14 protein-coding genes and 1 riboswitch are annotated in these 18,649 nt (G+C 26.2%); of the genes, 4 read left to right on the forward strand and 10 right to left on the reverse strand.

What is annotated here, in order from left to right:
• The first annotated feature begins 225 nt into the window (after positions 1 to 225).
• From Q0K19_RS06605 to Q0K19_RS06615, 3 genes are all read left to right on the forward strand, one after another.
• The gene (locus Q0K19_RS06605) at positions 226 to 1,500 is read left to right on the forward strand and encodes a hypothetical protein (protein WP_297246527.1); all 1,275 of its coding nucleotides are present in this window, start codon (positions 226 to 228) and stop codon (positions 1,498 to 1,500) included.
• A gap of 46 nt (positions 1,501 to 1,546) precedes the next feature.
• A riboswitch (purine riboswitch) is annotated at positions 1,547 to 1,643 on the forward strand.
• A 22-nt stretch (positions 1,644 to 1,665) separates the two neighbouring features.
• Positions 1,666 to 3,036 (forward strand): 8-oxoguanine deaminase, encoded by a 1,371-nt coding sequence (locus tag Q0K19_RS06610; RefSeq protein ID WP_297246528.1) that lies wholly within the window; start codon positions 1,666 to 1,668, stop codon positions 3,034 to 3,036.
• A gap of 161 nt (positions 3,037 to 3,197) precedes the next feature.
• Positions 3,198 to 4,718, forward strand: a complete 1,521-nt coding sequence (locus Q0K19_RS06615) for a bifunctional UDP-sugar hydrolase/5'-nucleotidase (RefSeq protein WP_297246531.1) — start codon at positions 3,198 to 3,200, stop codon at positions 4,716 to 4,718.
• A gap of 88 nt (positions 4,719 to 4,806) precedes the next feature.
• Here Q0K19_RS06615 and Q0K19_RS06620 read toward each other — a convergent pair whose 3' ends face one another.
• The 9 genes from Q0K19_RS06620 to Q0K19_RS06660 all read right to left on the reverse strand — a co-directional run bounded on the left by Q0K19_RS06620 (position 4,807) and on the right by Q0K19_RS06660 (position 15,613).
• A complete protein-coding gene (locus tag Q0K19_RS06620) occupies positions 4,807 to 5,937 on the reverse strand; it encodes a DUF362 domain-containing protein (RefSeq protein ID WP_335813510.1) in 1,131 nt (376 codons plus the stop codon).
• A gap of 756 nt (positions 5,938 to 6,693) precedes the next feature.
• Positions 6,694 to 7,692, reverse strand: coding sequence for a glycosyltransferase family 2 protein (locus Q0K19_RS06625; RefSeq protein WP_297246535.1), 999 nt, complete (start codon positions 7,690 to 7,692; stop codon positions 6,694 to 6,696).
• A 129-nt stretch (positions 7,693 to 7,821) separates the two neighbouring features.
• Complete coding sequence (locus tag Q0K19_RS06630) at positions 7,822 to 8,649, reverse strand: thioredoxin fold domain-containing protein (RefSeq protein WP_297246537.1); 828 nt, start codon at positions 8,647 to 8,649, stop codon at positions 7,822 to 7,824.
• Positions 8,650 to 8,708: 59 nt separating this feature from the next.
• Positions 8,709 to 9,521, reverse strand: a complete 813-nt coding sequence (locus Q0K19_RS06635) for a thioredoxin fold domain-containing protein (RefSeq protein ID WP_297246539.1) — start codon at positions 9,519 to 9,521, stop codon at positions 8,709 to 8,711.
• An 85-nt stretch (positions 9,522 to 9,606) separates the two neighbouring features.
• A complete protein-coding gene (gene mnmA / locus Q0K19_RS06640; RefSeq protein WP_297246541.1) occupies positions 9,607 to 10,665 on the reverse strand; it encodes a tRNA 2-thiouridine(34) synthase MnmA in 1,059 nt (352 codons plus the stop codon).
• Positions 10,666 to 11,272: 607 nt separating this feature from the next.
• The gene (locus Q0K19_RS06645; protein ID WP_297246543.1) at positions 11,273 to 11,944 is read right to left on the reverse strand and encodes an SH3 domain-containing protein; all 672 of its coding nucleotides are present in this window, start codon (positions 11,942 to 11,944) and stop codon (positions 11,273 to 11,275) included.
• A 26-nt stretch (positions 11,945 to 11,970) separates the two neighbouring features.
• Positions 11,971 to 13,704, reverse strand: a complete 1,734-nt coding sequence (locus Q0K19_RS06650; RefSeq protein WP_297246545.1) for a BatD family protein — start codon at positions 13,702 to 13,704, stop codon at positions 11,971 to 11,973.
• Positions 13,658 to 14,560: a tetratricopeptide repeat protein gene (locus Q0K19_RS06655; protein WP_297246547.1), complete on the reverse strand. Its 903-nt coding sequence runs from the start codon at positions 14,558 to 14,560 to the stop codon at positions 13,658 to 13,660. Before Q0K19_RS06655 ends, Q0K19_RS06650 begins: the two co-directional genes overlap by 47 nt.
• Before the next feature lie 12 nt (positions 14,561 to 14,572).
• Complete coding sequence (locus Q0K19_RS06660) at positions 14,573 to 15,613, reverse strand: VWA domain-containing protein (protein ID WP_297246549.1); 1,041 nt, start codon at positions 15,611 to 15,613, stop codon at positions 14,573 to 14,575.
• A gap of 237 nt (positions 15,614 to 15,850) precedes the next feature.
• On the opposite strand from Q0K19_RS06660, the gene Q0K19_RS06665 reads away from it, so the two are divergent.
• Positions 15,851 to 16,666: an ATP-binding protein gene (locus Q0K19_RS06665; RefSeq protein WP_297246551.1), complete on the forward strand. Its 816-nt coding sequence runs from the start codon at positions 15,851 to 15,853 to the stop codon at positions 16,664 to 16,666.
• A gap of 163 nt (positions 16,667 to 16,829) precedes the next feature.
• Here Q0K19_RS06665 and Q0K19_RS06670 read toward each other — a convergent pair whose 3' ends face one another.
• Positions 16,830 to 18,179, reverse strand: a complete 1,350-nt coding sequence (locus Q0K19_RS06670; protein WP_297246553.1) for a hypothetical protein — start codon at positions 18,177 to 18,179, stop codon at positions 16,830 to 16,832.
• Between the last annotated feature and the right edge of the window lie 470 nt (positions 18,180 to 18,649).

The raw sequence follows: 18,649 nt of genomic DNA on the forward strand, positions 1-18,649 counted from the left end.
TGCAAAAAGTGCAAGGTATAAAATTAGTACTAAATCATACTAAAATTATCTTATATGTAAGATAACCTATTAAATTAAAGCCCTATATGTAGTCTTTTTGCTTCTTTGGGCACAAAAAGAAGTGGGGGGCTGAGGCAAAGCCACAGATATAAAAGCAAAAATATAAATTTATTTTTGACAAAGTATAGTTGTTTAGGTATATACTATTTTTTGGAGGTTAAAATTATGGAAGAAAACAATATTCAAAATAATATTATAACTGAAAAAACAAATGTAATAAATGATATAAACAATAAAATAGGCAAAATATTAGAAAATAATTTAATATCAAATTTGATTATTATTGCTATAGGTTTTATTGCATCATTAGCAATGACTATATATTCTTATTTAAAGATTGTAAATATTGCTAAATTAATTGATGGTACTTATTCAACTAGTAATTCTAATATTTTTTTTATAGACATATTTTATTTTTATATATTTTATTTTTTCTGTTTTAGTTTGATATTCAATATTAATTCAAAGTTTAATTTAAGAAATATTGTTATAATATTTTTATCTTTCTTATTTGTGTTGATTATTAATTTAAGTACTGGTTTTTTTGCTGCAATTGCTTCTATTGAAAATACTGAGCTATATTCACAGTTTTATTATATTAAATATATATTTTCTGTTATCATATTTTTTATAATAATAGCTTTATCATATAATGGATTTCAAGTATTAAACTCCAAAACTATTTCAGAGTTTTTTACATTTTCTGCAGATATATTAATATTTGCAGGCTTGATAGCAGGCATAGTATCAACAGTATTTGGAATATTTGCAGCGATAGTTATATTTTTAATAAAAGATATTATCAGCAGCTTAGATGAAAAAACTATATTTAAATTAATATTATTATCAATATCATTCTTAAGTTCAATATTTCCTTTTTTAGTATATACAGTTTATAGGAAGATGAAAACTAATATTTCTATATATTTATCAAGAATATTAATGCCTTTTAGTTTATTATTTATATTTATACTTTTGATTCTTCTATTAATGCCTGATATAAGTCCTTATGATAACAGAGTAAGTTTTATACTTTATAATATTATGCTTGCTATAATTGTATTAAATATGTTCTTCATAAGAATAGATTATAAATCAAGTATATTCACTAAAGCAGTATATTTAGTTCTTCCTATAATAGCTATTATTTTTGATATATTAGTATTAACTTCTTCTTTGTACAGATTAATAGAATACGGTATAAGCCCAAATAAAATAACATTAATAGGTACAAATTTAGTTATGCTAGGTAATTTGATTTTTATAACATTTTTTAATATAAAGTCTATACTGATAATATTCAAAAAAACTGATGATATTCCAAATATAAAAGAAATCACTATTGGAGATACTAAATCAGTATTTTATATATATATTTATGGTATATGGTCTTTTATAGCATGTTTTATAATACCTGTATTATTTTCATTATTTAATTAAAAATTAATTATGAATTGACATAAAAATAAAATATTTTATAATGCAATTAGGCAATAACTATACAGCTTATATAAGTTCATAATATGGCTGAACGTTTCTACCAATTACCTCAATAATTGACTATAAGTTTTTATGCCTTATTTTAATTAACGGAGGTATCAATATATGTCTAGTCTATTTATCAAAAATGCTTCTTCTATAGTTACATGCGATAATAATGATACGGTTCATAACTCCAGCAATTTATTTATAGAGAATGGAGTTATAACTTATATCGGTAAAGAAACAAAAGAAGAAAAAAACGCTGATAAAGTAATTGACGCTGAAGGCTGTTTTGTATATCCGGGACTTATAAATACTCATCATCATTTATTTCAAATATTCACTAGAAATCTTCCTCAGGTTCAGAATATGGAATTATTCGAATGGCTTACTAATTTATACGAAATATGGAAAAATCTTAATAATGATGTTGTATATTATAGTTCTATGACAGCAATGGGTGAATTACTAAAAACAGGCTGCACAACATGTTTTGATCATCATTATTTATTTCCTAATAACAATGCAGAAGGAATATTAGATTCTCAATTTGCTGCTGCTAAAGATTTGGGAATAAGAATGTATGCTTCAAGAGGAAGTATGGATTTGAGTAAAAAAGACGGAGGACTTCCTCCTGATTCTGTGGTTCAGTCAATAGATGATATTTTAAAAGACTGTCAGAGAGTAGTTGAAAAATATCATGACAGCTCAAAATACTCTATGAATATGGTGGCATTAGCTCCTTGTGCTCCTTTCAATGTTACTGGTGAATTATTAAAGCAGTCTGCTATTTTAGCTAGAGATTTGAAAGTAAGGCTTCACACTCATTTATGCGAAACTAAAGATGAAGAAGTTTTTGTAAGAGAAAAATTCAATATGCGTCCTTTGGAATATATGGAATCTCTTGGCTGGGTTGGTGAAGATGTATGGTATGCTCATGGAATTCATTTTAATGAAAAAGAGTTAAAATATTTGGCTGATACAAAAACAGGTGTAGCTCATTGTCCAATATCAAACATGAAATTAAGTTCCGGAGTTTGCAGAATACCTGAAATGCTTGAATTAGGAGTGCCTGTAGGTTTGGCAGTTGATGGAAGTGCAAGCAATGACGGTTCTAGTTTGCTTGAAGAAATGAGAGTATGCTATTTGCTTCATAGACTCAATTCAAGCGATAAAGCTCCTAGTGGCTATGATATATTAAAAATTGCAACAAATGGAGGAGCAAAAGTCTTAGGCAGAGATGATATAGGAAGTTTAGAAATAGGAAAAGCAGGAGACTTATTCATGATAGACATGAGAAAATTAGAAATGGTAGGTGCTAATTTCGATCCTAAATCTTTATTCGGTACTATAGGCTGGAAGAATACTGTTGATTATACTGTTGTTAATGGAAAAGTTGTTGTGGAAAAAGGAAAAATTATTACTATAGATGAAGAAAAAATATATAAACTTGCTGATGACACAGAAAATAAATATCTTAGTAAAGCAAAATAATAAGTAAGATAATTAATTGACTCCTTGTTTAATATACAAAAATATACACGGCTTTATTTATAGAGCCGTGTTTTTTATTTTTCATAATTAATGTCTCCCATTATATAATTGACAATTATGCAATATAATATAGTATTGAAACAATATGGAGAATGAATATTATGAAAAAAAATTATCTTATTTTAATTTTTATATTAATAACAATATTGTCATGTAACAAAAATAATGTTTTACACCCTAAAGAAAGAGGAAAACTTACAATAATTCATATGAATGATACTCATGGAAAAGATGAAGAAGAAAATGGAATGTATGGAGCTGCTAGAAGAGCTGCTTACATTAAGCAAGTAAAAGCAACTAATGATAATGTTTTAGTTCTTCATGCTGGAGATACAATTACAGGGAGCATTTATTCCACAGTTTTCAAGGGGCAAGATGAAGTTAAAATTATGAATGAGCTTGGAGTAGCTGCTGCAACAGTTGGAAACCATTTTATAGATTATGGACTTGATAATTTTAATCAAATAATAAAAGACAGAAAATTTCCTACTCTATCAGTAAATATAAAAAATAAATCAGACAATGGCTATTATGTTAAACCTTATATGGTAACTAATATAAATGGCATAAAAATTGCTGTAGTAGGTGTAACTATAAAGAATGCAGGATACAATCCTCAATACATTCAAAATTTAATATTTGAAGACGAAATACAATCATTAAAAACTTTTATGTCAGAAATTCCTTTAAACACAACTAATGATGTTACAATACTTTTAAGCCATGCAGGATATAATATTGATATAGAAATTGCCAATGCTATGCCTAATACTTTTGATGTTATAATAGGAGGACATACTCATACAGTGCTTCAAAATGCTGACATAGTTAATGGTACACCAATAGTACAGGCTGGATGTTACGGGCAGTATTTAGGAAATATTAATTTAAATGCCAATGATGGAAATGTATCAGGTTTTAATTATAAATTAGTTCCAATGGATAGCAGTATAGAACAAGATGCGGATATGCTTGCTTTAGTTAATGAAATGAAAGCTAGAGTAGAACAGGAATCTAATGTAAGAATAGGTACTTTATCTGAAGATTTAACTTATAATGTTACAGAAATCAGATCTAAATCTACACCTTTAGGAAATTTCGTATGCGACTTAATATATGATTCTAATCAGGAAGGAGATAAGGCCGATATAGTGTTTATCAATGGCGGAGGAATAAGAGCTGGATTTACTAAAGGCGATATAACATTAGCAAATATAATGACAGTTTCACCGTATGATAATCAAGTAATATTAATTACATTAACAGGAAAAGATATACTTGATTTACTAAGAGTAGCCTGCAAAAAAAGTACAGTAATTCCAGAAAATTCCGGCGGAAGTTTCCTTCAAATGTCAAAAGGAATGGAAGTTAGATATAGCAGTAATGGAGATTTAATATCTGCTAAATTAAATAGTGTAGATATAAATGAATCTCAATCATACAGAGTAGCTTTATCTTCATTCATATATAGCAGCAGTGATTATGTCAATATTACTCAGAAAGGACAGAATGTTAATATGACAGGCAAAGACTGCAGAGATGATATGATATCAAAAATAAAAGCTCTAAACAATATACCTTCTAGTTATATAGATAAGACAGTTAGAATCAATGTTCAGTAAATAAGAAACAATATATAAATATCATACTTAATCATTTAAATTAAGTATGATATTTTTTATTTTAAATTTTTTACTTTAATTTTTTATATTAAAACTTTCTTTTTAATACTATAGCTTTATGAGGGCATAATTCCTGACAGCAATAACAAGATATACAATGTTTATAATAATATTCAGGCGGATAATCTTTACCTTTTTTATCAAAATTAAGTGCAAGTGGTGTTACAGGGCAAACCTTTACGCAAACACCGCATTTCACACATTTATTTTTTTCTATTACAGGTTTAGGTATTATCGTTGCAAAAAGTCTTTTAATTATAGGGAATTTACTCAACTTCATTAAACTTCTTCCTATACCTATTCCTTTATGAGGCTTTTTGAAATCTGTTACCTTTACGCTTTCTATACCATCGCCGACAACTTCTATTTCCTCTTTATTTGAAAATCCATGTTTAAATCCCATTTTCAAAGTTGGTATACTATTATAATCGAATGATATTATTTGAGAAGCAACATAATCCAAAGCTACAGCATCTGCTGACACTATTAAAGCATTAACTTTTCTAGGGTTTCCGTTTCTAGGTCCGTTGCCTTCCATAGCTAAAATTCCGTCCATTATATAAAGTTTTGGATTAACAAGTTTATTCAAATCAAGAAGCATAGTAGAAAAATCTTCAAAATCTGGAAGCTTCAAATGATATTCTGCCTTTCTAAAACCTGGTATGCATCCAAATTGATTTTTTACTGCTCCTGTCATAGTTGTAAGGGCATGCGATTTTAATTTCGGTAAACTTATTATTACATCAGCTTCCTGTATAGGCTTTGCTATAGTAAAACTTTTCTCCTGCACTCCGTCATCATAAGTAACACCTACAGGCTCTTCAAAATCAGCGTATTTAACATTCAATTTATTGGCTATTTCATCTATACCAGATTTCAATGCCACACTGCTTCCCTTACCTATTCCCGGAGAATCTCCATAAGAAATATTTTTAGTTTTTTCATGAAGTATAGATACAATAGCCTCAAATACTACTGGGTGAGTTGTTACAGATCTTTCAGCAGTTTCAGCAGCTAAAAAATTAGGTTTAAGCAATACCTTATCATTTTCTTTAACAAATAAATCTATTCCGCCAATCAAATCTATAGCTTTTTTAATAGCAGATTTAACTTCCTCTAAATCATAATTTTCACATTTTATTACAGCAACTTTACTCATAGAACTCCTATTATTGCTAATAAAAATTGTTTGCATAGATACTCCGACAAGTAAACTTACCGGACGCTCACAATTTTTATAATTAGCTTTTAATACTTTAAATTATTTATTATTATTGTTATGCTCGCCTACGCCTAAAGGCTTAACTTAATAAATTAAGTTAAGGGCTTCGGCTCGCTTTTATATCTTTATTCTAGTATTAAAAAATTATTCTTTATATAAATTATATAAAAATTAGTGTAATTGTAAATAGCTAAAATTATTAATATTCTTAAATTTTTTATTTAATTATTTTCTTTAACGCACGGTAAGTAAAGCTATATTCATAATTAAAATTGCCATTATTAGTTGATTCACATATTAAATTTTATTCACCGTGCGGTAATAAATACTATAATACTTATTTAAACTTGGGTGGGCAGCAAAAATAACAGTAAAAATTTTTAAAGAAAATAAAGCAAAAATGAAAAAAAATAATAAAAAGCCTATAGGGCGGGCATGTAAATAAAGTTTTAAAACTTATTTTCATTCCCACACTTTATATTTTTTTACTTAATTTTAATTTTTTATTTTTCACTTTCTTATTGCTTAATTAGAACTTATAGCACCCACCCAAGTGATTTTTAAATTTAAAATATCAATACCGCACGCAGAACTAAATTAAAAACATACACTTATTTTTAATTATAATCAAAATAAAAATTGAAGTTTTGTTTACCGTGCGTTAAAGAAATTTTAATTATATTTTAAATAATTTTATTTATCATTCTTATAATATTTGTATCTGTTTTCTCTATATCGTATAGATACATCTTTTCCAAATAATGTAAATCTTATATAATTATATTTGCATTTTATTTTACTATAATACTCTTTTATTGTGTTAGACTCTATAAAAATAATAAACTCTTTAGAAAAATATTTATTGTAATCTTCTTTATCAATATCTTTTACAACTTTATTTAAAGTATTTTTTATAATATCAAAAATCTTTCTCTCATCATCAGGAGTAAAATTTTTTGTTCTAAATGCAAGAAAAGCCTCGCCTTCAATATATTTAGCAAATGATAAAGACTTACTATCCCAAAAATTATATTTAGTATAAAAATCCTCTAATAACTCAAACCATTTAGGTATAGCTTCCAATAATATCTTAGGTTCTTTAACAGCTCTTTGTGAATCCTGTCCAGACCTTTTCACATAATGATAATTTACACTGTATTCAAAACTAACATTATTAGTATACATTAAAAGTTCATGCGAAAATATCCCATCTTCTCCAGGCTGAACATTCAATGGATATCTCAAATATTTATAATTATCTAATATAGACTTTTTGATAAACATTGACCAAGTTGGAAGTGCTGAATGATAATCTTTATTTACTCTTTTATCTAAATTCCAAAAACTGCTTAATACCACTAAATCACTGTTATTTTTTTTAGCATTATTATAAAAAACTTCAATAAAATTATTATCTATATAATCATCACTGTCAATACAAAATAAATATTCGCCTTTAGCCTTATCTATTCCGTCATTTCTTGCTGCAGATACTCCGGCATTTTTTTTATCTATTATAATTATTCTATTATCTTTATTAGCATACTCTTTTAATATCTCAAGCGAATCATCAGTAGATCCGTCATTAATACATATTATTTCTAAATTTTTATATGTCTGATTAATTACACTATCCAAACAAGCTCTTAAATATTTTGAAACATTATAAACAGGTATTATTATACTAATCATATTTTCTATATCCGTATAAACTATAATTTCATACTAATTTATTATATTATAACAAATTATTTTTTAAAGTACACAATATAAAAAAAGAGAGGTAATAAATACCTCTCTTAAAAATTTATTTAATGATAATTAATTATTTTCATTTATATATGATAATAAATTTTCGTACTGAAGTTTCATATTTTCAGGAACTTTAGGATCATTAATAAGTTTTTCTAAATATTTTTTAGGCTCATCTTTTTCACCTGCTAAAGCCATCATAACAGCTTTGTAATAATGTGCTATATAAACCTCTTCAGATTTAGAATAATTTTTTATTATATCATCAAAATATTTATTAGCATTATCATAATCTTTTTTTTGAGCCTTTATCAAACCAAAACCAAGTAAATATTTAGGCATTTTTTCTTTAGATATAGCTTTTTTCTGAATTAAAGCATCGTATATTTTTTGAGATTCTACTTCATTACCTGATTCTAAATACAAATCTAATTTTTCCAAAGTAGGCTCTTTGTTTGCTAATACTGAATTTACTTTATGCAATTTTTCTATGGCATTTTTCATATAAGGAACAAATTTTTCACCTTCAACATATCCGCCTACATTTTCCAATATGAAACCGTCAGCACTTATAAAAAGTATTGTAGGAAATCCTTGAACTCCATATCTATGTGCTATCTCAGCCCCTTCTTCTGATGTTTCAGGATTTAATTTAATAGAAACCATTTTCTTAGCAACATCTATAACATCTTTATGTGAATAAGTATTTTTATCTAACTCCTTACACCAAGTACACCAATCAGTATAAACATCTATCATTATAGGTACATTCTTTTCTTTAGCCTTTTTCATAGCTGTAGCCAAATCTTTTTCCCATTTTATTTCGGCACTTGCCTCATTACAAGAAATAACGGATATAAATATCATTATAAAAATTATTAATATATTTTTATTCATAGTTTTCTCCTTATTTTAATTATACTATTATAAAGTATTTTAATAATAAAACAATATATTTAATTAGAACTAAAATAATCTATAAAGTCTAAATACTCATTTTTTATTCCGTCTGGAACTTGATTTGTAAGATTCTCTATATATTTTATACCCTCATTTGTCTGAGCGTTATTAACTATCATATCCAAAGCTTTATAATAATGAGCTATATAAACTTCATTATAATTACTATATTTGCTTATTATTTCATCAAAATATTTCATTCCTTCTTCCTGCTTATTATTATCTAAAAGCAAAAGAGCAATACTTGACATATATCTAGGCATTTTATCTTCAGGTATTTTATTTTCTGATGTTAGTTTATTATACATATCCAAAGCTTCATTGTCATAGCCTGACTCAAGATATATATCTAATTTATCTAATGAAATATTATCATCTTTGAATATAGTCTTCACTCTATCATTTCTTTCCTTCATGCCATTCATTTCATTTATTAATTCACCGCTTTCAATATAGCCTACTATTCTTTTTAAAATAAATCCGTCGTTATTTATAAAAAGCATAGTAGGAAAACCTAATATATTATATTTTTTAAGTATATCTTTACCGTTAGGCATTTTTTCAGGATTGAATTTTAACGCTATAAAATTTGTACTGCTATCAATTACACTTTTATTTTTAAAAGTAGTTTTATCCATTTCTTTGCATGCACCGCACCAATCCGTATATATATCCATCATTATTATTTTATTTTCTGACTTTGATTTTTCAACTGATACATCAAAATCACTCTCCCAATTTATTTTACCAGTATTAGAACAAGATACTAGCAATACAAAGCTAAAAATAATTATACATAATTTATTCATCTGATATTTTCCTTAATTATTTTTACTATTTATAAATTATAAAAAATCTTCTATATTAAAAACAATCAAATTCTATAAATGTAAATCAATAAACAATTCCTCCGCATAAAGTTATATCATTATCATAACATACACATGATTGTCCTTTAGCTATAATTCCTGTAGGTTCATGAAATTTTATATTAATAGTATTTTCATCTATTGGAATGACAGTAGCCATAGTACCTTTATGTGCACTTCTTGTTTTTACTAATGCTTCAAATTCTTTTTGCTTAGGTTCTGCTATCCAATTAACATCATATATTTTTACTTCATTAACAAATGTATGATTTTTATTTCCAACATAAACAGTATTTGTTTCTCTGTCTAATGATACTATAAATAGAGGTTCTTTATAGGCTATACCCAAACCTTTTCTCTGCCCTACTGTATAATGCCATATTCCTTTATGATGTCCCAATATTTCATTAGTATCTATATTTATTATGCTGCCTTCTTTATCTTCGTCAAATAATCTATGATACTCGCCTGCAAAAAAATCCTGACTCTCACTTTTTTCTGCAACATCTAAATTATATTCTCTTGCAATGTTTCTTGTATCTTCTTTAGTATTTTCATGCATTGGAAAGATTATTTTAGATAATTGATCTTGAGTAAGTCTGTACAAAAAATATGACTGATCTTTTATTAAATTTTTTCCTCTTAAAAGAAGATATCTTTTAGTTTTTTCATCATATTTTACACCTGCATAATGTCCTGTAGCAAATTTATCAAATTCTAAACCTTGTTTCTCTATAGCATCAAATAAAGCCATAAATTTAATCTGACTATTACACATTATACAAGGGTTTGGAGTAAATCCTTTTTTATAGGATTCAGTAACATAATCTATAACTTTTTTCTGAAACATCTCGCTTACATCGAATGCATAATAATCTATACCTATTGCTTTTGCATATTTTTCGCATTCCTCTACAATATTTTTCTGATAAGGGCTATAACAAGAACCGCTTAAAGGTGCTCTTTCATCTCCATTCCATAAAAGCATAGTAACACCGAATACATTATTACCTTGTTCTTTTAAAAGTTTTGCTGTAGTAGTAGAATCAACTCCTGCACTCATTCCAACCGCTATTTTTTGCATACTACTCTCCTTTTATTCTTTATATAATATAACTATATCATATTGAATTTAATAAAAATTACAAATAAGAAAACATTTTAAATTTTATTATATACTGAAAATTTTTAAGTTTGTTAATTTTATTACAATTTGTAAAGTATATTAATAAAATATAATTTAAAATACCTAAACACTATATTTCGTTATAGAAGTTTTTTTATTTTATTCAACTTTTTCCCGTAGCAAAAAGTTGCTGCCGCAGGCACGCTTTGCGAAAGTACAAGTGTTTAAGTTTTACATCTAAAAAATACATATTAATAATAGCATATATTTTATCTTAAATTTAATAATTTATTTTACATATAAAAGTAGCATATTTGATACTCATTTTACATTATAATAAATAATCAGCCGCAAATATAGATGACTATCCATAATATTATAATATATGTGTAGAAAGCCTACGCGAAGCGTACCCGAATTATCGAGAATATAAGATTATCTTTAATGAACTCTGCCTTGCTGTGCGTGTCGATGAAGTCCGCCTGCGACCGAAGGGAGTACCTTTAGGTAGGTGTGCGGCGGGAAAAAGTTGAATAAAATAAAAAACTTAAAAATTTTTAATATATCATATTTTTTCAGCAGAACTTTTACTTATCCAGCCTTTGAAATTACCTTTAACATAATACCAATTAGTATATTCTTCAAGCACTTTCAATTTCTCGCCTTCAGATATTTGTGAAACTATAGATGACTTTGTACTGCTTCCGCTATATAGATTGGCATTATCTATTGTTATTACATAATCAGAATTTATACTATTATTTAATATTGCAGTAGGTATTAAAAGAACTATCGAAAGCATTAATAAAAATTTATTTATTTTTTTACTCTTTATAAACATTATTATCATTAAAGTAAAAGAGATTAAAAACAGTATTAAAAATCCATACATTATAATTATGAGCTGTGAATCATAATCATTATTGCCTGTTAATGAATTTATCATCACTTTTGTTTCCTTATCAAAAGGCGATATATTCAAAGCCTTTTCATAATAAAGAACTGCATATCCATTGCTTCCAATAGCCGCATAGGATGAAGCTAAATTATAATACAAATCTTTTGAAACAAAATTAGATGCCGCAATATCTTTATACAAATAATTAGCCTCTAAATATTTTCCGTCATTATAAAGTTTATTAGCAGATTCAAATAAATTATTTAATTTATCCAAATCAGCTGCACTGCATAAATAATATGATTGAAACAAAAGTAATACTATAATTAATTTTTTCATATCAATATATAACCTATCATATAAAATTACTTTTTAATTTTTAATTCTTTTATGTATTTTACTAATTCTATAGATTTTGTATGATAATCTTCATTTCCTGATGATTTCCCTGAATACAATTCAAAATTACATTTATCAATTATATTTTTTATTTCATTAGCTTTTTCATAATCAATATAATCTCTTAATTTATCATACAAAACATTATCATCTTGTATATTAAATTTATTTTTTATAGCAGTAAGTAAAAGATTTTCTACAGATTTACAATACTCTTTTCTATTATTGGAATTATAATAATTTAAAATATCATCTATACTATTATCTTTATTATTTTTTTTAGCAAATGAAAATTTTATATTACTAAATCTTTTAGCATTATAAATAATCAAAGAAGCAATTATCAATATTAATATATAAATATAAATTATATTAATGCTTAACACTTTGAAATTCTTATCTTCTCTAAGATTAGTATTTCTTATAGATATAGTATTTATTTCTTCACCATCATTATTAACAAATGAATTATTATTAATTTTATTTCCTGATATTGTTAAGCTTATAGGATTAGAATGTATATTAGTATAAGCCTTATCATTAGGAGAGAAATAACAGAAATTAATACTAGCAATAGAAGAAGCACCTTCATTTTTAGCTACTAAAATATATTCTTTAACTTTTCTTCCAAGCATTTTATTATCATCAAACCAATTAGTTTCATATATTTTAGGCTGATAAACAGAGAAATAGTTTGTAATATTATCATTAATATTAGGCATAGTTATTATAGAAGTATTACCCTCTCCGGCAACTTCCATTGTAATTAAAAGCTCTTCTCCAACAGCAACATTAGTTTTATTTACTTTTGTAGTAAAAATAAAATTACCAACTGCCCCTGAAAAATTTTCAAAACCTTTTCTGTCAGGAAGCGGAAGCACTTTTATAGAAAAAGTTTCCTCCCCGTATTGTACTCTGTCATAAAACATTCCGTCCTTTTCAAATACAAAAGGAGTAGTTAATATATTCTTAGTACCTGTTTTTACCGGATAAAGAACTTCTCTTTTTAATGGTATGCTGTTTACTCTTTTTCCGTCTATTATTTCAGTAAAAGTATTATACTTTGAAGAATCCGAATATGAAATAAAATCTGTTCTGTCTGGTATCTTAGAAAATCCAAGCACTGTAACAGGAATATGAGTATAAGCCTTTTGTGTTATATATATAGGTTCATACATATATACTTCTTTTTTATTAATGCTATTGTCCACATATATATCATCTGCATAATTCATAAAGTCATTGAATCTGTTTCCGCTTGGGGTATAAGAATCATCATTTCTAGTAGGAGCACTTACAACTTCTATCTCTACAGGATTGGATATATATGTTCTATTATTAATTTTAACAGTTATATGATCGAATTTATATTTACCTTCGCTATTTGCAACATAAGTAAAATTATATGTTTTTATAGATTTGAAAGTTCCTGAAGAATACATCATATTAATTGACTGAGATGTGCCTCTTAATGTAAGCCCCGGAATATCATTTATTAAAACTCTGCCTGAACTATTATCTATAGTTACAGAAACAGTGAACACCTCGCCTACACCAACTTTAGTATCTGATATTTTCGTATTGATGCTGGTTTGAGAAAATAAAGATGAACAAGCAATAAAAAATACTGCCAATATATATTTTAAAGCTGTATTACCAATCCTTATCAATTCTGCCTCCGCCGTAATATTGATCTCCATTATCTTTATCTTTTCTATACTGTCTTAAAGATTCTAATAATCTGTCTATATCTGATTTACTGTCTTGATTATCATTTTGATTGTTATTTCCGCCATTATTGTTTTGATTATCCTGATTATTATCTCCGCCATTGTTATTCTGATTATCATTATTTCCATTATTATTTTGATTATCTTGATTATTATTCTGATCGTTTTGATTGTTCTGGTTATTTTGATTATCTTGATTTTGATCGTTTTGATTATTTTGATTATCATGATTATCATTATTCTGATTATCTTGATTATTTTGATCATTATTTCCAGAACCGCTATTATTATTATCGCTTTGTCCTTGCTGATTCTGATCTTGATTCTGCTGCATACTAGGACCTGCATTGTTATTCTGTTTTTGTTCTTCTAATTTTTTCTGTGCATATTCTAATGCCATTTTTGAATTGCTGTCATCTGGAGTATTAACAAGAGATTCAACTAATTCATTTATAGCATTCTGATAATCTTTCATTTCAATTCTAGTTAGTCCTGCATTATAATGTACTGAACTTTTCATTTCTTTACTTGTATTATCTGTAAAACTTTTTTTAGCCATATCATATAATTGAAGAGCACTGTTCATATCGCCTATAGATGACATGGTAGTACCCATATTATAAAATATTTCAGGGGAATTAGGTACTTTACTTAAAGCCTTTTCATATAAAGTTACAGCCCCGTCATAATCACCTTTCTTCATAAGTCTGTTTGCTCTGTCAACATCAAGTTTTGCAGTGAACTCATTGAATGAAAAAGCGTATATATTTGTAATAAAGCTGAATAAAAATATTATAATCAATAAACTAATTTTTTTCATTTTCATAATACCTCTTAATTAATTACTAACTTCAGATTTTCTATTCATTATTTTTTCTTTTATTATCTTCTCTTTAATAGTTTCTCTCACCTTTATTTGAGTTAATATATTAAATATGCTTGCTAAAAATATCAAACCGGCAGAAATAGCCAAAAATATTTGAAATCTCTCTTTATAGCTTCTATTATTTCTTACAGCCGAAACACTATCCATACTCTGCTTCATATCATCAAATATACTTTCAAGAGAAACATTTTCTGCAATATAGCTTTTCCCATGAGTAGAATCTGCTATTAACTTTAATGTACTGTCATCTCTTTTTGAAATAACAGATTTTTCTCTCACTCCTAAATCAGTACTTATGCTAGCACCAACTTCAGTTCCAACACCTACAGTATATACACTGATATTCATTTCATTTAATTGCTTTAATATATCATCAAAATAACCGCCATGATCTTCACCGTCAGTTATTAATATAATAGATTTTTTACTAACAGCATCAACATTGAAAGTATTCTTAGCTGTAACTAAAGCATCAGCTATTCTAGTACCTTGTAAAGTAACAGATTTAGTTGTTAAATTATCAAGTATATAAGTAAATGTTTCCATATCCTGAGTAAAAGGAGAAGCTATAAAACTAGTTCCTGCAAAACCTACTAATGCCACAGATAAATTATCGGTTTTTTTTACAAATTTTTCTATTTCCAATTTAGCTCTTTCAAGTCTTGAAGGCCATACATCATCAGCATCCATTGATCTTGATAAATCTAATGCTATAGTTACCATATAATTATCTGTTTTTATTTTCTGCTCTATTATTCCCCATTTAGGCTGCATCAAAGCAAATACCAAGCATGCAGCTGCAAGTATCATAAATATAATAGAGAATATTCTTAAATTTGATATTCTTTTATAATTTTTATCATTTTGAAAATTCAAGTTTTTAGTAAATATTGATAAAACTTTATGTACTTTTCTCCTTGACATAACAAATAAAATTATAAGTACAGGAATAAATACATACAAAACTATAAATTTAAAATCTCCAAAAAACATATCATTTCCATTTAAAATAAAATATTATTAATATTATACCTATATTTGGTATAATATCAATATGCTAATTTTTCATAATAATAACCATTAAATTTAAAATATATTAAAAAGTATATTATCATTTTAATTAACATGTTGCTTTGGCAATAGAATTTTATATATAAATATTCTATTATTATTTTTGTAAGATATTAGAAGATAACAAAAAATAATAAAATATAATAAAGGATATTATAAATGAAAAGAAGAATAATAAAAATCGATGAAGATAAATGCACAGGCTGCGGAATATGCATACCTGATTGTCCGGAAGGAGCTTTACAAATAATAGACGGAAAGGCAAGACTTATAAGCGATTTATTCTGCGATGGGCTTGGTGCTTGTATAAAGGCTTGTCCTGAAAATGCTATGGAAATAGAAGAAAGAGAAGCTGAAGAATATGATGAAAGCAAAGTAATGGAAAATATAGTAAAAGGCGGAGTTAATGTTATAAAGGCTCATCTTGAACATTTAAGAGATCATGGAGAAGATAAGCTGTTTAATGAAGCTGTAAAATATTTAAAAGATCATAATATGGAGGTTCCAAACATGGAAGAAAATAAACATTGCGGCTGTCCGGGAAGCATGCAGAAAGATATGAGAAATCAATTCAGAGGTGAAAATAATAATAACAATGTACAAATGACTTCAGAATTGAGAAATTGGCCTATACAATTAAAATTAATGAATCCTAATGCTAATTATTTAGATAATGCAGATTTACTTATAGCTGCTGACTGCGTGCCTTTTTCTTATCCGAATTTTCATTCAAGATTTTTAAAAAATAAAACTCTTTTGATGTTCTGTCCAAAATTAGATACTGATATAGACAGCTACATAGAAAAACTAGTTAACATATTTACAAATAAAAATATTAAGTCAATATCTATAGTAAGAATGGAAGTTCCTTGCTGCGGAGGAGTTGAGATGATAGTGCAGAAGGCTCTTGAAATTGCTAAGAAAAATATAATAATTAAAGAGTATGTAATTTCAATAGACGGCAATATAATTTAATGATTTTTATTCTTATTAATTTTTTTATAATTACATAACAAATTCATTATAAATATAAAGAATACTTTTTATCTTAAAACTATATAAAGAAAAGATGAAAAGTATTCTTAAAAATATAATTGTTGCAATATATTATAACTTACAACTACAAAAATAATAATTATCAATTTTGTTTTTTTATATAATTTTCTATTTCTTTATGTACATTTACGGACATATTGTATTCATAATTATCTATATATCTTTTAACAGTTCCAAACATTGCAAATGAATAAAAAATCAAAAATAAAAATAATATATACAAAACATACCTTCTATTAATAAGCTTCTCCTCAAACTTTAAAATAAAAAATAGTATAGGAGAAAATGATAAAGCAAAAACTCCATATAGATAATGAAATGAACTAGTTCTAGGCGGAGCAATCATAAAAAATATTGTAGATACTATAATAGAAAGTAGAAGTATCAAAAACATTTCTCTAGCAGCTATTTCTTTTTTTGTTTGCAAAATAAATTGTTTTTTATTTATGATAATATAAAAACTTCCAATCAAACAAATGGCTGTAAATATTAAACTTAATATTAATAATATAAAACCATATACAAATGATGGATTTGAAAACCAAAAGTTTAATATATTATCTAAATTTCTCATATAAATTGAAGACATTTCATTACTTGGAAACAATACAAAAGCCTGATATTGCGGAAAACCTATATTGCTAGTCTCTCCTTTCTTTTGCAACATTAAAACAGTATTGTAAAAATTATTATTTATTTCATGTACTAAATAAGGAAGATATAAAAGAAATGATATAAATATTCCTATTATCCAATAAAAAATATATTTCAAAGTTTTTTTAAATTTTATTAAAAGATAAATTATAACAGTAGGCACCATAGAGAAAAATACAGAAAAATGAGCTTGTGCCATTATTGCTAATACCGGGAATATGAATACAGCCGATAATTTAACCATAGCATCATTACTTTCATAAACATACTCAAACATAAAAATAAAAAATATGAAACTAAAAATTAATGCTATATTCGGATTCCAAAATAATGTTAATGCTCTTATTAAATAACCATTGCATAATATAAGTACAGACATAAAAGCCAATACTATATAATCAAATCTTTTACCAACCCATATTAGAAATATTATTATAATAATTAAACTAAATACATAATTTATTATTTTTGCTGTATTCAAATTTTCTGAAGATAGTTTATAAAATAAAGTATAAATAATATAATATATTCCTCCAGGAACTCTAGGCATAGTAAATTCTTCTTTATATGTATCGCATAATTCAAATCTAGTACCTGTATATGGAATTTCTTTTTTCTCATACCATTTATACATATCATAAAAATGCTGAAAATCATCTAATGTAGCTCTATAAGGTATAGAATACAAAGATATAGATATATTAATAACTATGGATAATAATATTATTAATAATGAAATAATATGTAATGGATTATTTATTTTAAACCTATTAAACATTTTTATATGATACATTCATTTAATAAGTAAATCAAGTTTAATACCAAAAATATTCGTTTTTTAATGAAATCTGCATTCTAGTTTTGTTTATATACGTTTTGCAATAATTTTAGTAAATATTAAATACTATTTTCAAAAATTTTCTATATATACTGAAAATTTTTAAGTTTGTCAACTGATGAATTTTATATAGATATTATCTACTTTTTTGCCGCACAAAAAAGTAGCAAAAAACGCAATTACTAGAACTTTATATTAAATATATACTTATTAAATATAGGATATAAGCTAAATTGAGACCATAAATGCAGGCTTTCGCGAAGCGTATCCGAGCCTGTCGAGGATATAGCTTCTTTGTGGCAATACTTACAGTACTTCCTTCGGTCGCAAAAGAAGTGGGGTGCTGCGTAAGCACGCAGAGCGGTGGGCAAAGCCCTGCAGATATTTAAAATTCAAAAAAATTATTTCTG

Source organism: uncultured Brachyspira sp. (assembly GCF_944393015.1).
GTDB lineage: Bacteria > Spirochaetota > Brachyspiria > Brachyspirales > Brachyspiraceae > Brachyspira.

What these genes read in the sequence shown, in the direction of transcription:
- Q0K19_RS06635 (WP_297246539.1), bottom strand. Translation starts at nt 9,521, where the DNA reads ATGAATAAATTATGTATAATTATTTTTAGCTTTGTATTGCTAGTATCT.
- Q0K19_RS06660 (WP_297246549.1), bottom strand. Translation starts at nt 15,613, where the DNA reads ATGTTTTTTGGAGATTTTAAATTTATAGTTTTGTATGTATTTATTCCT.
- Q0K19_RS06655 (WP_297246547.1), bottom strand. Translation starts at nt 14,560, where the DNA reads ATGAAAATGAAAAAAATTAGTTTATTGATTATAATATTTTTATTCAGC.
- Q0K19_RS06620 (WP_335813510.1), bottom strand. Translation starts at nt 5,937, where the DNA reads ATGAGTAAAGTTGCTGTAATAAAATGTGAAAATTATGATTTAGAGGAA.
- Q0K19_RS06630 (WP_297246537.1), bottom strand. Translation starts at nt 8,649, where the DNA reads ATGAATAAAAATATATTAATAATTTTTATAATGATATTTATATCCGTT.
- Q0K19_RS06605 (WP_297246527.1), top strand. Translation starts at nt 226, where the DNA reads ATGGAAGAAAACAATATTCAAAATAATATTATAACTGAAAAAACAAAT.
- Q0K19_RS06650 (WP_297246545.1), bottom strand. Translation starts at nt 13,704, where the DNA reads ATGGAGATCAATATTACGGCGGAGGCAGAATTGATAAGGATTGGTAAT.
- Q0K19_RS06665 (WP_297246551.1), top strand. Translation starts at nt 15,851, where the DNA reads ATGAAAAGAAGAATAATAAAAATCGATGAAGATAAATGCACAGGCTGC.
- Q0K19_RS06615 (WP_297246531.1), top strand. Translation starts at nt 3,198, where the DNA reads ATGAAAAAAAATTATCTTATTTTAATTTTTATATTAATAACAATATTG.
- mnmA (WP_297246541.1), bottom strand. Translation starts at nt 10,665, where the DNA reads ATGCAAAAAATAGCGGTTGGAATGAGTGCAGGAGTTGATTCTACTACT.
- Q0K19_RS06645 (WP_297246543.1), bottom strand. Translation starts at nt 11,944, where the DNA reads ATGAAAAAATTAATTATAGTATTACTTTTGTTTCAATCATATTATTTA.
- Q0K19_RS06610 (WP_297246528.1), top strand. Translation starts at nt 1,666, where the DNA reads ATGTCTAGTCTATTTATCAAAAATGCTTCTTCTATAGTTACATGCGAT.
- Q0K19_RS06670 (WP_297246553.1), bottom strand. Translation starts at nt 18,179, where the DNA reads ATGTTTAATAGGTTTAAAATAAATAATCCATTACATATTATTTCATTA.
- Q0K19_RS06625 (WP_297246535.1), bottom strand. Translation starts at nt 7,692, where the DNA reads ATGATTAGTATAATAATACCTGTTTATAATGTTTCAAAATATTTAAGA.